Here is a 15,465-nt window from a genome sequence, read left to right on the forward strand (position 1 = left end):
CGGACAGTTGGTTTGCAGCTTGGTAGTTCATGGCTGTCTGGATGCTTTATATATCACATTGGATGCTCCCAAGGCCAAAGTTATTCTCGAACTTTTTTTGGCACATTTGGGTGGGGCCATTGAGGCGTTGAAGGAAGATGATTTTTACGTCAAGGTCGCCGCGTGAATCTGGTCCGAGTGTCATCATTTCTTTGCGCGCTCCTCATATCTATCCTGGTAACGAGTTGTTCGGGAAAAAGGGAGCATCGTAACTATCCGCCTACAGCCACGGGTGATTGGATTGCTTTCGGCGACAGCCTCACCTACGGCTATGGTGCATCCAGGGGGAAGGATTACCCGACGCTCCTCGCCCAAAAACTGGGTGTAAGGATCGAGAACCAAGGCATCTCGGGGCAAACCACGGGACAGGCCATGGGACGCGTCGATGCTGCCGCACGCAAGGCGCCACGCGTCGTCCTGCTTTGTCTGGGGGGCAATGACGGTCTGCAAAAGATTCCGCGCGAGACGATGTTCAAGAATCTCTCGGATATCATCAGCGCCTTTCATGCGGAAGGTTCTTTTGTGGTGCTTATCGGTGTACGTAGTGCGACGTTGCGGGACAAGAACGAGGAAGGTTTCGAGGAGTTGGCCGAACGCAAACGCGTGCTCTACATCTCTGACATCTTGGAAGGCCTGTTCACCGATCCGCGTTACATGTCGGACCAGATACATCCTAATGACAAGGGCTATGAGATGATCGCCGATCGTTTGGCGAAAGAACTGCAACCTTTGATGGAAAAACTGAAGTAAGTCTTAAGCCGTTTCCAACATCGCTTCGCGTAACTTGCCTTCCTGATTCGCCTGCCAATAAGCGCCTGTGTTCACGTCCAGACACGTGAGCCAGCCAGCGGGATTGTAGACCCACGTGTCTAGGCAGACTGCGTGACCGATATCGAGTGGAACGCCGTTCTTCTGCGGAGTGTGACCACAGATCATGCGTTTGCCGGAGCGATGAGGCGGTTGATAATCGAACTTTTCCCAATACAGCATGTAGTCCGGCTGTTCATCGAGAAGATGGTCCGCATAAGCATTGGCGTGGACGAAAAAATTCTTCTCCGTTTCGTAGTAGGGCAGGGTGTCGGAGAGGAATTCCCAATGTTCGTTGCTGATGCCCTGAAGATTTTCGGACAGGTAGGACTCCAACGTCTCCATGCCGCCACACGCCAGCCAGTCCTTGTAACCCGTGAGGCTTTCGCGCGCTTGCAACATCATCACCTCATGATTTCCGCGCAACGGGATGAGATTACTGCGCTTGCTTAAGCTGATGAGGAAATCGATGACCTGTTTGGATTGTGGGCCGCGATCTACGTAATCGCCAATGGTCACGATGGTGTCGTTGCTGTTGAAGGCGAGCTTCTGGGCCAAGGCATCCAGCGGCTGATGATAGCCGTGAATGTCGCCGATGGCGTAAAGACCCATAAGGCAAGTATAGCTTCCGCTGGCCCGCTTATCAATCTAAGGGAAGGGGATTCGACTACAACGCGTCCGGCAGGGTCATCAGCATGGCCACCCGGCCCAGCAGACGTCCGGCAGCACCGCCATCCATCACACGATGGTCGAAGCTCAAGGTGAGGTTCGCTTCCATCACAGGTATGAACTGCTGCTTGTCCTCATCCCAGAAGGGGACCTTGCGGCCTGCGCCGAGGCCGAGCACTAGCGTTTGTTCCGGCAGCGGAATCGGTGTGGCCCAAGTCAGACCAAATGTGCCGAAGTTCGTGATCGTGGCGATAGAACCACCTGTGGCATCCGCTGGCAGGCGACGTTCACGGGCAAGGGTGACGAGTTCGTTGTAGCGATTCGTCAGTTCGCGGAGAGATTTGCGATTGGCATCGCGGATGACGGGCACGAGCACACCATCTTCTGCTTCCACTGCGAAACCTATATCGATAGAGCCTGGGTGTGCGATGCGTGAACCGATGAGCCGTCCTGCCGGAGCGCTGTTCTCACCCAAGCCAAGTGCAAGCGCGCGCAAGGCATAGAGTGCGGGACCAGGTTTCGGATTCTGTGTGGCGCGATGCGCGAGCACGGGGTCCAGTTTCACGGGCATGCCCACGGTCGCGATCGGACGCGTCCAGCTACGACGCATGGCATCCGCCACGGCGATACGCATGGAGGAAGCGGGCGTGAGCCGGTTCTGTTCAAGTTTGGTGACAAACGCTTCAAAATCTTCCACCGTCACGCGACCGTGCGCGCCACTGCCTGCCAATCCTGCGAGGTCCGCCGCGTGCAGCCCGAGTTCAGCCATGCGTGCTTTCAAACGTGGTGAAAGATAACTGGCACCACTGGCGCCAACGGGCACGGGCAAACCTTTGAGGACGGGTTCAACGGTGTTTGAGGACGAAGTGGTGATAGTTGCGCCATCTCCGCCGAAATGAGGTTTGTCCGCCGCTGGTTTTAATGGGGCGACGTCACTGCTGAGTTCGCCGAGAATGTTTCCTACCGCGTATGTTTCACCTTCGGTAGCAGTGATCGTTTTGATTTTGCCCGCGACAGGCGAAGTAACCGTGAGAGTGGCCTTGCTAGTCTCCACTTCCATCACTTCCTGACCGGCGGTGACGGTATCACCTGGCTTCACGAGCCAGCGAATGACAGTGGCCTCGGCGATGGATTCGCCGAGCTGCGGCATGACGATGGGTATGGTATGCGGCATTAGTAATTCAAGACGTTGCGGGCAGCAGCCGTGATGCTTTGGGCAGTGGGACGATGGGCGGCCCAGAGACGTGGGTGAAAAGGAATCGGCGTGTCCTTTGCGTTCAACCGTTGCGGAGGCGCATCCAAAAGATCAAAACCTTCGCTGACCACACGAGAAATAACTTCTGCGGTGACACCACCCCAAGGCCAGGCTTCACCTACACACAACAAACGGCCGGTGCGTGCGACGGATGCCATTACGGTATCCGTATCCAGTGGCTTGATGGAGCGCAGATCCACGATTTCCACCTTGTAACCTTCGGTCGCCAATTCATCCGCCGCCGCAAGAGATTCGTGCAGCATCGCGCTGTAAGTCACCAGCGTTAGATCACGACCTGCACGTGCGATGCGAGCTTTGCCTACAGGCAGAGCTTCCGTCGGCAGCTTCTCCGCTTTGAGATGGTAATAAAGGAATTTGTGCTCGCAGAAGATGACGGGGTCATCAATCGCGACAGCATCAAGCAAAAGACTGTAAGCATCTTCCACCGTGGCAGGCGTGAGCACGACCAAGCCTGGGAAGTGCGCGTAGATCGCTTCGAGGCTCTGGCTGTGGAAAGGGCCGCTGCCACTCGTGCCACCGCAGGGCAGGCGGATGGTGATGGGGCAGGGGACGTTCGTGCGCCAGTAGTAGGTAGCCGCTTGATTGACGATCTGGTTCAGGCCCACCGTCGAGAAGTCGGCGAACTGCATCTCGATGATTGGCCGCATGCCTTGCAGCGCTGCACCGATGGCGGAGCCGACAATCGCATCTTCACTGATCGGGGCGTCGATTACGCGTCCGGGAAATTGTTGCGCCAGACCTTTGGTGGCTTTGAATGCGCCACCAAAATCACCAACGTCCTGACCGTAGATATAGACGTTCGGATTCTCGCTCAAGGCACGGGCTTGGGCTTCGCGAATAGCTTCGAGGTAAGTGATGCTCACGACAGGTCAGGAAGCGTTTTCCCGCAAAGCAGCGGTGGCCAGGGCGTGCCAATTTTCAAGCGAAGGATCAGGAGCCGGATCACGCAGGATTTCATCCACGGCTTTTTCCAGTTCCGCCGCGATCTCCGTATTCCACTGGGTCATATCCTCATCGGTGGCCAGTTTGTTGGCGATGAGCCAGTGCGCGGCGACCTTCAGGCAATCGCGACCCACATGCGATTCTTTCAAGGTGCCGTCCACATAACTCGCATCATCATGTTCACCGTGACCGCAGAGGCGCAGGAGATTGGCGACCACGAGTTGCGGGCCGCAGCCTTCACGAGCACGTTTCGCGGCGCGATCCATGACTTGCATGCAAGCGGCGAGATCCGTGCCATCGACGGAATGACCATCCACGCCATAGCCGATCGCGCGGTCCAGCAAGCTATCGCAAGCGAATTGGCGGGAACGATGGGTGGAGTAAGCGTATTGATTATCCGCCACCACGATGATCACGGGCAACCGTTCTACCGCTGCCTGGTTCATGGCTTCGTGGAAAGCACCGGTGGAGGTGCCGCCATCGCCGATACATGTGGCACCGAGGCCCATTTCCTTGCCCTGCATACGCCGGGCCATGAGCGCGCCATTCACCACGGAGGGGATGGCACCCAAATGGCTGATCATGGGCAGGTAACCGTCCTTGGGGCGGCCACGATGGACATTACCATCCCGGCCGCGCATGGGGCCAAGGGGGGAACCGATGCAGGAGCGTAGGGCATCTTGCAGGGATTCACCGAAAGCGAGACGACCGGCGGTATCACGGATCAAAGGGGCGTAGATATCACCGGGGAGAAGTTGCATGGCCAAAGCCACACTGAGGGCTTCCTGGCCTTTGGACAGAAAGGCGCCACCGGGAACGAGTCCAGACCGGTAAAGGGCGGCAGTTTTATCATCCAAGGCACGGGCCAAGAGCATCCAGCGGAACGCCAGACGCAATAGGGAAGGGTCCAATGCCAAGGGCCGCGGTACAGGAGCAGTCGGGCTTCCGGTTACCGCGGCTGGCGGAATTGCCTCGATGAGCCGTTGCATCTAGTCCTTATATGCGCCGGTTCAGGGTCTTACGCAAACACTTCTTTCTGATAATCAGGTTAAATATTTATGAGAATTAGCCGATATTGGGAGGGCTAAAGGCCGGGAAGTCTGGCTTGCCATCGGCCCTGATGGCTGCGACCTTTGGCCGGGAAGACTAACCCGGATGCTTGATTGCGGATGCTGAATGCAGGTGTGAAGATGTTGCTCCAGCCACCAGATGAAGCCGAGCGCCTCCAGGCGCTTAACCGGTACTCCATTCTGGATACTGGTCCGGATTCCTCCATGGATGATATCGCCCAACTGGCTGCCCAGATATGTGGGAGGCCCGTGGCGGCCATCACTTTTATCGACGGGAACCGTCAGTGGTTCAAATCCTGTGTCGGGCTGGATCTTAAGGAAACTTCCCGTGAAGACGCGTTCTGCGCCCGGGCAATCCTGCAAAAAGAGGTTTATATCGTCTCCGATACCCGGGAGGATGATTGCTTTCGGGGTGGTCTGATCGCGTCTCCCCCGTATCGTATCCGTTTTTATGCTGGGGCTCCGCTTATCACCCCGGATGGTTATGCGGTAGGTGCCCTAAGTGTGATGGATCACGTCCCCGGCACGGTGACTTCCCAGCAGAAGGAAGCGTTGAAGACTTTGGCGCGGCAGGTCATCACGCACTTGGAGCTGCGTCGCCACGTGAAGGAGATCGAGCATGAGGTCAAGCGTCACCAGCAGACCGAGGTGGCTTTGCTTCAGACCGAAGCTAAATATCGCGGCATCTTTGAGAACATGGCGGTGGGCATCTATCAGACTACTAAAGATGGCCATTACCTCGCGGTGAACCAGCGGTTGGCAGATATCTACGGCTACCAGTCACCTGAAGACTTGATCAACTCGGTCAAAGATATCTCGCACCAGATTTACGTCGACCCGAACCGGCGCGATGAATTCGTCCGCCTGATGCGGGAGAATGATGTCATCTCTCATTTCGAGGCACAGATATATCGCAAGGACCGCAGTATCATCTGGATATCGGAGAATGCGCGAGCCGTGCGCAAGGCCAATGGTGAGCTGGATTATTACGAAGGCACCGTGACGGACATCTCCCGGCGCAAGGGGGCTGAGGAGAAGTTGAAGAATTCTGAGATTCTTTATCATTCTCTGGTGGAGAGCCTGCCGCAATACATTTTCCGCAAAGACCTTCAAGAACGGTTCATCTTTGCGAACCAGCGCTTCTGCCGCATCCTCGAACAGGCGCAAGAGGATGTGTTGGGTAAGACGGACTTTGATTTCTTTCCGGCTGAGCTCGCGCGGAAATATCAGGAAGATGATCGTCGCCTGATGCGCGAGGGCGGAACATTTGAGACGGTGGAAGAATACCTGACCGCAGACAACCAGAAGGCGTACATGCAGGTGATGAAAATCCCTGTATACGATGCCCAAGGTAACGTCAGCGGAGTGCAGGGCATATTCTGGGATGTGACCGAGAAGCGGCGTATCGAGGATGATCTGGCCTTTGAGCGCGATCTCTTGCGTGCGTTGCTGGATAACGTTCCGGACCGTGTTTACTTCAAGGACACGAGCTGCCGTTTCCTGCGATGCAGTCTTGCCATGGCGCAACGGTTGGGGCTCAAAGACCCGGCGGCAGTCGTGGGCAAAACAGACTTTGATTTCCATCCGCCGGAACTGGCGCAGCAGTTCTTCGAGGACGAGCAGCGGATCATCCTTACTGGTCAGCCCATGATCAACAAGGTGGAGCAGCAAGTAGCTGTGAATGGGGAGGAGATTTGGGCCTCTGTCACCAAGGTCCCCATCAAGAACCGGCATGGTCAGGTGACCGGCATCATCGGCATTTCCCGCGATATCACCACGCTTAAGCGGACGGAGCAGGAGCTGGCTTCAGCCCGCGATGCGGCACTCGATACGGCGCGCTTGAAGTCTGAGTTCCTTGCGACAATGAGCCACGAGATCCGGACTCCGATGAATGGCATCATCGGCATGACCGGTTTGTTGCTGGATACCAAGCTCAGCACGGAACAGCGGGATTTCACTGAAACTATCCGTACCAGCGCCGATGCATTGCTCACCATCATCAATGACATCCTTGACTTCTCGAAGATCGAGGCGGGCAAGCTGATATTGGAAAACATCGATCTCGACCTGCGCGAGGTCGTGGAAAGTACCGTGGAATTGCTCGCACAGAAGGCGCAGGACCAGGGCTTGGAGATGATCTCCCATGTTCCGGATGAGATCCCTACTCATCTGCGAGGCGATCCGGGCCGTCTGCGCCAGATATTGATCAATCTGGTCGGTAACGCCGTCAAGTTCACGGAAAAGGGCGAGGTGGTCGTCCGTGTCGCCCTGTTGGAGGAGACTGCGGAAAAGGTCCGCTTGCGCTTCGAAGTCAGGGACACTGGCATCGGCATTCCCAAAGGAGTTCAGGAGGAGATGTTCCAGGCATTCACTCAGGCGGATGGTTCCACCACGCGCAAATATGGCGGCACAGGACTTGGCCTCGCGATCTCCAAGCAACTCGTGAATCTGATGGGCGGTAGCATCAGCGTGGACAGCGCTCCTGGGCAAGGATCGACGTTCTGGTTTGAACTGCCGCTGGAAAAACAGGGCGAGAATGCGTGGCGACCTCTGGGCGAGCGCGCCGATCTTACGGGCTTGAACGTGCTGATCGTAGACGACAATGCTACGAACCGGCAAATCTTCGAGCATCAGACGCGGGCCTGGCGCATGAACAGCCAGAGCGCGGCCAGCGGCATGGAAGCGTTGAAGGTGATTGATTCACAATCGAAAGAGGGCAAGGCGGTCGATTTGATTTTGCTTGATATGCAGATGCCGGAGATGGATGGCCTGATGCTGGCCCGCACGGTGGTCAAACGATTGGGTCGTCGTGTTCCAAAGATGCTGATGCTGACCTCGCTGGGGCATCGCTTGGATGCGAAGACACTGCATGCAGCGGGTATCGCTTCGTGCTTTGTGAAGCCTGTGAAGCAATCGCGCCTATTTGATACCATTGCCAAGGTGATGGCGGGTTACGAAGATGCGGATGTCTCCCAAGAACGGTTGAAAGCTGCTGCCCCGGTGGATTTGGCGTCAGGGCCAGTCGTGCGGAAGAGCACCAAGATACTCCTTGCGGAAGACAACATGGTGAACCAGAAGGTCGCCTTGCTGCAATTGCGCAAACTGGGCTACGAGGCGGATACGGTGGCCAACGGCCTGGAGGCTGTGGCCGCTTTGCGCCAGGTGCCCTATGAGGTGATTTTGATGGATTGCCAGATGCCGGAGATGGATGGGTATACGGCAGCGCGGGAAATTCGTCGCATCGAACGGGAACAGCCCGGTTCTTTAAAATCAGGGCAACCAATCCGTATCGTGGCCATGACTGCCAACGCTCTGGATGGGGACCGGGCAGATTGCCTGGCCTCCGGCATGGATGATTACGTTTCCAAACCCGTGCAGCTGGAAGAGCTTGCGGCGGTGTTGGAGAGGGTGGCGCCCTGTGTCGGTGAGATGGTGCAACAATCAGAGCTGAAAGCATCTGGACTGCCTGAAGCCGCTGAGGACAGGCTGGACATCACGGTGCTTAACGGATTGCGGGCATTACGGGAACCGGGGCAGCCTGATCCGCTCGCTGAGCTTGTGGACCTGTTTTTGATCGATGCGCCGGAACGCCTGCACCGCATCCAGCATGGCTGGCGGGCTGGTGATCTGAAAGCCGTCCAGCATGCCTCGCACAGTCTTAAAGGCAGTGCGAGTAATCTGGGCGTACGCCGGCTTTCCAAACTCGCGGCTCAACTCGAGAAGGAAGCCAAAGCCGGTGAACTGCAGCAGCCGGAGACCCGGGTGGCCGCTCTTGAGGCGGAATTGCAGGCGGTCACGGAACTGTTGCAACAGGAGAAAGAACGTTGATAGTTAGGCAACCCAAGCCGCTCCGTTGGAAGGGCTGATGGATGACTGAAAACAAATATAATGTGCTGGTGGTCGATGACGACCGGCTGGTCGGCAACACGATTGTCGACGCGCTCCGTGGTGAACAGCTTTCTGTGTTCCAGGTGATGACTGCCGCAGATGGATTGAATTCCAGCGTCACCCGGCGGGCCGAATTGATCCTGCTGGACATCGGCCTGCCGGATGACGATGGCTTCAATGTTCTCCAGCGTCTCAAGGCAAATCCGGACACGGCTCCCATTCCAGTCATCATCCTGACCGCCTGGAACAGTGTGGAAGACAAGGTCAAGGGCATCAACCTGGGGGCATCCGATTACATCACCAAACCGTTTGAGATCGCTGAATTGAGGGCACGGGTCAAAGCGACCTTGAAAGCCAAACACCTGCAGGACGAGCTGACGCAGACCATCAAGGCTTTGGATGAATCGCGGCGCCAGGCTGAGGATGCGGCCCGGGCGAAATCTGAGTTCCTCGCGAATATGAGCCATGAGATCCGCACCCCGATGAATGGTGTGATCGCTATGACCGGTTTGCTGCTGGAGAGCCCGTTGAATGCGGAACAGAAGGAATTGGTGGAGACGATCCGTACCAGTGGCGACACCTTGCTGACGATAATCAACGACATCCTGGACTTTTCCAAGATCGAGTCCGGCAATCTGGAGCTTGAACGGAATCCTTTCGATGTCCGGCAGGCGGTTGACGATACTTTGGATCTATTTTGCACAGGTGCTTTCGACAAGGGGCTGGAGCTGGCCTGTGTGATGGAACTGGACACGCCGCCTTGCATCCTGGGAGATGTGACTCGATTCCGTCAGATACTGGCCAACTTGATCAGCAATGCGGTGAAGTTCACACGCAAGGGCGAGGTGGTCGTTGAGCTGGCCGCTCGTAACTGTGAAGACGGTACACCCGGATTGCACGTGCGCGTCAGAGATACCGGCATCGGTATTCCATCAGACAAGTTGCATCGCTTGTTCAAATCCTTCAGCCAGGTGGATGCTTCCACCACCCGGCAGTTTGGTGGTACGGGACTTGGTCTTGCCATCTCTCGACAGCTTACCCGCTTAATGGGGGGGGCGATGTGGGTGGAGAGCGAAGTGAATCGAGGCTCGGTTTTTCATTGTCTGATACCGGCAGAACTCGCGGAACTGGAACCGGAACCGGCGCAGGCAGAACTGGACCGGTTGCGCGGTCGATCGCTTTTGGTGGTGGATGACAATCCGACCAACCGGCGGGTCATTGAACTGGCCGGCCAGCGCTGGGGCATGAAAGTGCATGCGGTGGAGGGCGGGGAAGAGGCTTTGAACATTCTTGCGCAAGGCCGGAATTATGATGCGCTCATTCTCGATCTGCAGATGCCCTTCATGGATGGCGTGATGCTCGCGCGAGAGCTCGAGCGCCGCCAGATCAAAACCCCAAAGTTGCTGATGACCTCGCTGGGGCTGCGTTCCGACATGCTGGCAGCAGAGCTGGATATGTTTGATCTGTGTCTGAGCAAGCCGCTCAAGCCGGTGCAGTTTCAGTCCGCGTTGCTGAAGCTGCTGAACCCGTCGCCTTTGATGGCGGAAAGGTCGGTGGCTGTTGAAGCAGAGGCATTGCTCGCGAAACGGTTGCCCTTGCATGTGCTGGTGGCGGATGACAATTCGATCAATCAAAAAGTCGCCCTGCGATTGCTTGAACAAGTCGGTTACCTGGCGGATGTGGCGAATAACGGGCTGGAGGTTTTGCAGGCGCTGGCCAACAAGCATTACGATGTGATATTCATGGACGTCCAGATGCCCGAGATGGACGGGCTGGAAGCGAGCCGGCAGGTGAGGGCTTTTGAAGTGGAAGCCGGCCGTTTTCTCAATCCGGGCCGGCATGTCATCATCGCCATGACTGCGAACGCCATGAAAGGTGACCGTGAAAAATGCCTCGATTCCGGAATGGATGACTACATAGCCAAACCGGTGCGGGCCGAGTTGCTCTACGCTTCCCTGGAGAGATGGGGGCGGCAGATTTGCGATGGAAAAACATCGGCTCAAACTGCAAAAGCGCTTGCGAAATCCGCTCATGCTGTTCCGTCTGCGCCGCCGGCCAAACTCCTCGATGTGGACCGGCTGAACGATTTCTCGGAAGGCAACCGCGAGGCGGCCCAGGAGTTGGTGGATCTTTACCTGCAGCAGACGCGTGAACAGATGGAACGCTTGAAAGCCCAGCATGCCAGCCGTATCGCCAATGATGTCCAGCGCACGGCCCACAGTTGCGCCGGTGCCAGCGCCACCTGCGGCATCCTGGTGATGACACCCTTGTTCAAGCGTGTGGAACATCTCGCTGCCGAGGGGGCGTTGGATCAGATCACGCCATTGCTTGACGAATTGGAAACCAGCTTCAATCTTGTGCAAGCGGAGTTGCGGGATTATCTGGCAACCCTGCCTGCAGGCTAGTTTCAGGGGATTTGCATGAAGAAAATCTTGATGGTCGAAGATGATCAGGTGGTGTCCACCATTTACCGTTCCAAACTTTCCTCGGAAGGTTTTGAAGTGGTTGTGGCTGCGGATGGGGAAGAGGGCTTCAAGCAGGCCGGGACATTTAAGCCCGACGTCATCGTGCTGGATTTGGGCCTGCCCAAACTTGACGGCATTGAAGTCATCAAACAGTTAAGAGCCGAACCGGCCAACAGAAAATTGCCGATCATCGTGCTCACGAATGCCTATCTGGCAAATCGTGTGAAAGATGCCTGGGCAGCGGGAGCTACCCGATGTGTCACCAAATCGGAATGTACTCCGCGTGTGTTGGTGGACATCATCCGCAAGGTGGCAGAGGAGGGTGCCTCCGCCGGGTTGAAGCTGAAATTGGCCGAGCCTGCTTCCGGTTCTTCGCCCGTGGCACCCGCCGAGTCGAGTCCGGTCTCCCCCTTGAATCCGGTCATCGCCTTTCCTGCCGGAGCGGAACTCTACAAACAGGTTAATTCCCTGGTTTCATTTGCAGATGATGCCCCCGGCCTGATCGCCAAACTGCGTCAAAAGCTGCAGGAGCTGCTGCGTGCCACCAGGCCGGAATCCGTGCATCATTTCACCAGCGAGCTTTATTTGCAGACCCGCAGCCTGGCGGCCAAGGCGGCGGTGGCTGAGATGACCCGCTTTGCCCGGATGGCTGCGGCCTTGGAGGCGTTGCTTAAGGAGCTGGTCGATCGTCCTGATTTGCTGACTGCCTCCAGCCAGCGGACGGTGGTGCAAGGCATCGATTTTCTGGATGAGTTGTTGCGCAAGCAGGGCGGGGGGGATGGCGAGATTCCGGTGGAGGGTGTGCTGGTGGTGGATGATGAGCCATTGTCCCGCCGCGCTGTGGTCTTTGCCTTGGAGAAGGTAGGCTTGAAATGCATCGACATGGATGACTCGCGATCCGCGCTGTCCATGTTGTCGGGCATGCCGTTTGATTTGTTTTTCCTGGATATCGACATGCCCGGCATGAACGGTTTTGAGCTCTGCAAGCAGATCCGTGCGATGCCTGATTACGCCAAGACCCCAGTAGTGTTCGTGTCCAGCTTGACCGACTTTCAGAGCAAGGCGCAGTCGATGCTAAGCGGGGGCAACGATTTGATTGCGAAGCCGTTCCATTTCCTCGAGCTAGGGGTGAAGGCGTTGATCCATCTTTGGCGTCCACAGTTGAACCGTCTTCCTTAGAAATGCTGTTGCATTTTGCTCGAAATCTTCCTGTCGATAGGGGAGCTTGAATTTGCTGTCCGGCCAAATGCGGCTATCCAGTAAGGGATAAAAGCAAGTTCCGCTTAATGGTTGAACGGTATTTGTCAGGTTTTTTCCGAACGGGACTGGACTAACCGGACAGCTTGTGGAATGACTGCGATATATTCCGTGTGAAAATACTGATTGCAGAAGATGACCCGATTTCCATGCGGGTTTTGAAGATGACTTTGGAAAGCAACGGTCACGAGGTCGTGGCTGCCGCTACGGGTGCGGAAGCATGGCGGGCATTTATCCTCCAGCCTTTTGAGGTCGTAGTCAGTGACTGGATGATGCCGGAGCTGGATGGAGTGGAGTTTTGCCAGAGGATCCGAGCCCGGAAGCGGGCACGCTCTTATTGTTATTTCATCATGCTCACGGCCCGCACCGGCCGGGAGAATCACAAGATCGCCATGCAGGCGGGAGTGGATGATTTTCTCACCAAGCCATTGCGGCCCGAGGAGCTGGTCCTGCGCCTGCGGGTGGCGGAACGCATTTTGGGCTTCATGAAGGAAGTCGGCGAATTGAGGAAGCTCCTGCCGATCTGCTCCTATTGTAAAAAGGTCCGTGATGACAGGGATTACTGGCAGGGCATAGAAACATACTTGCATGCCCAGACCGGCACTGATTTCAGCCACAGCATCTGTCCCGATTGCTATGAGGGCCAGGTGAAGCCCCAGTTGGCCGAGCTGGAGCAGCAACTGGCCAAGGAAGCTGCTGCCGAGGGGGGTCAACTCCCGAAAACAGGCCCTAAAACCTCCTGAAATCAAGCGGTTTTACCCCTTAAATTTTTCTTACGTTTTTTGTGGCGCATTTGATTTGCTTTGCTACATTCACGCACTCTCAAACGGGCTGGATTGTTCGTTTTTGTAGAAAAACGGGCTGATTTTGGTCTGGAAAAACAACCGCGTATAACCGTTTAGCAAGACGTGACTGCACATAAGTCCAACGGGAAAAGCAACGGAGCCAAGCCGGCTCCCGTAACGAAAGCGCCTGTACCGCCGGCCAAGAAAGGTGCGGCCAAACCTGCTGTCCAAGGCAAAGGCCATGCTGTGGGTACCGCTACAGCAGCTTCCATTCTGGGGTTTGCTCCTACTCCGAAAGGCAAGGCGCCCAAGCCTGGCTTCGCGGTTTCCGGGACAGCCAAGATCAAGCCGGAATGGCAGAAGTTCTACGATACGTTGCTGGAGCTGCGTGAGCGTTTGCTGGCTCAGATGAATGGTCTGGCCAAGGAGTCCGCCGAGACGGTCACCAGCTACAGTCTGCACATGGGTGATGCAGGTACGGACAACTTTGATCGTGATTTTGCGCTGAGCCTCCTTTCGTCCGATCAGGACGCGATCTATGAGATCGAGGAAGCCTTGCGCCGCATCGAAAAGGGCACTTATGGTGTCTGCGAACTGACCGGGAAGCCGATTCCCAAGGCGCGCCTTGAGGCGATTCCTTGGACGCGCTTCACGGTGGAAGCCCAAGCCCAGCTTGAAAAAGAGGGTGCCTTGCGCCAGAAGCGTCTCGGCTCTCTGGGCACGGTGGACAGCTCCGGCGGCCCGGATGTGGATGATGATGATGGCGAGGAAGAAAAGCCCGCCAAGGAAAAGGAATAATTTATGCCCCGCGAAATCGTTACTATCGAATGCACTGAGGCCCGCAAGGAAGGAAAATCTCCTTCGCGCTATACCACGACGCGCAACAAGAAGCTCCAGACGGAGAAGATTGAGCTGAAGAAGTACAATCCCGCCCTGCGCCGTCACACCGTTCACAAAGAGATCAAGTAGTCTATATGGCACGCAAGAATAACAAAGAGAAGTCCTCGAGCCGCCGTTCGGGTACGTCCACCCGCATCCAGCGCCCGAAGCCGAAGATCGAATTCACGATTGACGCCATCGATTTCAAGAACGTGACGCTGCTGCGCCAGTTCGTGACCGATCAGGGCCGCATCCTGCCGCGCAAGTATACGGGGCTTTCCGCCCAGTATCAGCGCCGTCTGACCAGCGCCATCAAGCGCGCCCGTCAGGCCCTCTTGATGAAGTAATTTGGGTCCGCCCGCAGACCTCCGAACATGTTCGGAGGTCTGTCTTTTATTTTCGAATTGCAAATGATTTGCGTAATCGTTTGCGGGGTGATAAGGTGACCACGTGATCCTGAAAAACAAGCAAGGCGGAGGAGGGCTGTGGCTGCTATTATTGTGGCTGCTGGCCGTTGTCCCGGCATCTCATGCCGCTGAAAAGCTGAAAGTTCTCACCAGTTTTCTACCGGTCTATTGCTTCGCTGCGAATGTAGCTGGCGAACACGCTGCGGTGGAGAATTTCCTGCCGCCTGGAGCAGGTCCGCATGATTATCAATTCACTCCGCGCGATATCCGCAAGCTGACGGATGCTGATGTCATCCTGATCAGCGGCTTGAACATGGAAGGCTGGCTGAACAAAGCCATTGAATCCAGCGGCAGCAAGAAAGCAGGCAAAGTCTCGGAACTTGCTGCGGGTTTGAAGAAAGAGCAACTGATCCGTGATGAACACGGCATCTCGCTGGGGGGCAAGGATGACCATGATCATTCGCATGGCCCTAATCCCCATATCTGGCTTGATCCGCAACTGGCGATCCATTGCGTGAAGAATGTGGAAGCCGCCCTCAGCAAGGCCGATCCCAAGAACGCGGCGAACTACGCAGTGAATGCGAAAGCCTACATCGCCAGGCTGGAGAAATTGGATGCCGATATCGCCGCCATGCTCACACCGGTGAAGGGCAGCGCCTTTGTTACGTTTCACAATGCGTTTCCATACATGGTGAAGCGCTATGGTCTGAAGCTCGCTGGTGTGGTGGAAGAAGTTCCCGAAGTGCAACCTTCACCGCGCTACCTCAGCAAACTTCTGGAAGTGATGCGCAAGAGCAAGACGAAGGTGCTTTTTGCCGAACCGCAGTTTCCCAAGAAGATCGCTGAACGCATCGCTGCGGATTCTGGTGTGCCTCTAGGCACGCTGGATACGCTGGAGACAGGTGATTTTAAACCTGGCACGTATGAGGAAGGAATGCGCCGCAATGCCGGGACGTTGCAGCGTTATTTGAAATAAACAGT

Annotated in this window: 13 protein-coding genes; 9 read left to right on the top strand and 4 right to left on the bottom strand. The window is 56.2% G+C overall.

The window, feature by feature from the left end:
* Window positions 1-162: 162 nt before the first annotated feature.
* Window positions 163-789, top strand: coding sequence for a GDSL-type esterase/lipase family protein (locus VGH19_11515; protein HEY1171990.1), 627 nt, complete (start codon window positions 163-165; stop codon window positions 787-789).
* 3 nt (window positions 790-792) lie between these two features.
* Here VGH19_11515 and VGH19_11520 read toward each other — a convergent pair whose 3' ends face one another.
* The 4 genes from VGH19_11520 to VGH19_11535 are packed head-to-tail and all read right to left on the bottom strand — an operon-like array spanning window position 793 to window position 4,650.
* Window positions 793-1,458 (bottom strand): metallophosphoesterase family protein, encoded by a 666-nt coding sequence (locus VGH19_11520; protein ID HEY1171991.1) that lies wholly within the window; start codon window positions 1,456-1,458, stop codon window positions 793-795.
* A 55-nt stretch (window positions 1,459-1,513) separates the two neighbouring features.
* Window positions 1,514-2,689 (bottom strand): dihydrolipoamide acetyltransferase family protein, encoded by a 1,176-nt coding sequence (locus VGH19_11525; GenBank protein ID HEY1171992.1) that lies wholly within the window; start codon window positions 2,687-2,689, stop codon window positions 1,514-1,516.
* The gene (locus tag VGH19_11530) at window positions 2,689-3,654 is read right to left on the bottom strand and encodes an alpha-ketoacid dehydrogenase subunit beta (protein HEY1171993.1); all 966 of its coding nucleotides are present in this window, start codon (window positions 3,652-3,654) and stop codon (window positions 2,689-2,691) included. Before VGH19_11530 ends, VGH19_11525 begins: the two co-directional genes overlap by 1 nt.
* Window positions 3,655-3,660: 6 nt before the next feature.
* On the bottom strand, window positions 3,661-4,650 hold the full coding sequence (locus VGH19_11535; protein HEY1171994.1) for a thiamine pyrophosphate-dependent dehydrogenase E1 component subunit alpha: 990 nt from the start codon (window positions 4,648-4,650) through the stop codon (window positions 3,661-3,663).
* 252 nt (window positions 4,651-4,902) lie between these two features.
* Between VGH19_11535 and VGH19_11540 the strand changes: the two genes are divergently transcribed.
* From VGH19_11540 to VGH19_11575, 8 genes are all read left to right on the top strand, one after another.
* On the top strand, window positions 4,903-8,631 hold the full coding sequence (locus VGH19_11540; protein HEY1171995.1) for a PAS domain S-box protein: 3,729 nt from the start codon (window positions 4,903-4,905) through the stop codon (window positions 8,629-8,631).
* A 41-nt stretch (window positions 8,632-8,672) separates the two neighbouring features.
* The gene (locus VGH19_11545) at window positions 8,673-11,096 is read left to right on the top strand and encodes a response regulator (protein HEY1171996.1); all 2,424 of its coding nucleotides are present in this window, start codon (window positions 8,673-8,675) and stop codon (window positions 11,094-11,096) included.
* Window positions 11,097-11,111: 15 nt separating this feature from the next.
* Window positions 11,112-12,335: a response regulator gene (locus VGH19_11550; GenBank protein ID HEY1171997.1), complete on the top strand. Its 1,224-nt coding sequence runs from the start codon at window positions 11,112-11,114 to the stop codon at window positions 12,333-12,335.
* Window positions 12,336-12,526: 191 nt separating this feature from the next.
* Window positions 12,527-13,156, top strand: a complete 630-nt coding sequence (locus tag VGH19_11555; GenBank protein ID HEY1171998.1) for a response regulator — start codon at window positions 12,527-12,529, stop codon at window positions 13,154-13,156.
* Between the two features lie 165 nt (window positions 13,157-13,321).
* Window positions 13,322-13,996: a TraR/DksA C4-type zinc finger protein gene (locus VGH19_11560; protein ID HEY1171999.1), complete on the top strand. Its 675-nt coding sequence runs from the start codon at window positions 13,322-13,324 to the stop codon at window positions 13,994-13,996.
* 3 nt (window positions 13,997-13,999) lie between these two features.
* On the top strand, window positions 14,000-14,167 hold the full coding sequence (rpmG, locus tag VGH19_11565; GenBank protein HEY1172000.1) for a 50S ribosomal protein L33: 168 nt from the start codon (window positions 14,000-14,002) through the stop codon (window positions 14,165-14,167).
* Between the two features lie 5 nt (window positions 14,168-14,172).
* Window positions 14,173-14,424 carry a 30S ribosomal protein S18 gene (rpsR, locus tag VGH19_11570; GenBank protein HEY1172001.1) on the top strand — a complete coding sequence of 84 codons (252 nt, stop codon included), beginning with the start codon at window positions 14,173-14,175 and terminating at the stop codon, window positions 14,422-14,424.
* 103 nt (window positions 14,425-14,527) lie between these two features.
* Window positions 14,528-15,460, top strand: coding sequence for a metal ABC transporter substrate-binding protein (locus tag VGH19_11575; protein ID HEY1172002.1), 933 nt, complete (start codon window positions 14,528-14,530; stop codon window positions 15,458-15,460).
* Window positions 15,461-15,465: the final 5 nt, after the last annotated feature.

The sequence above is a fragment of the Verrucomicrobiia bacterium genome (genome assembly GCA_036405135.1).
In the GTDB taxonomy this organism is placed as follows: domain Bacteria; phylum Verrucomicrobiota; class Verrucomicrobiia; order Limisphaerales; family JAEYXS01; genus JAEYXS01.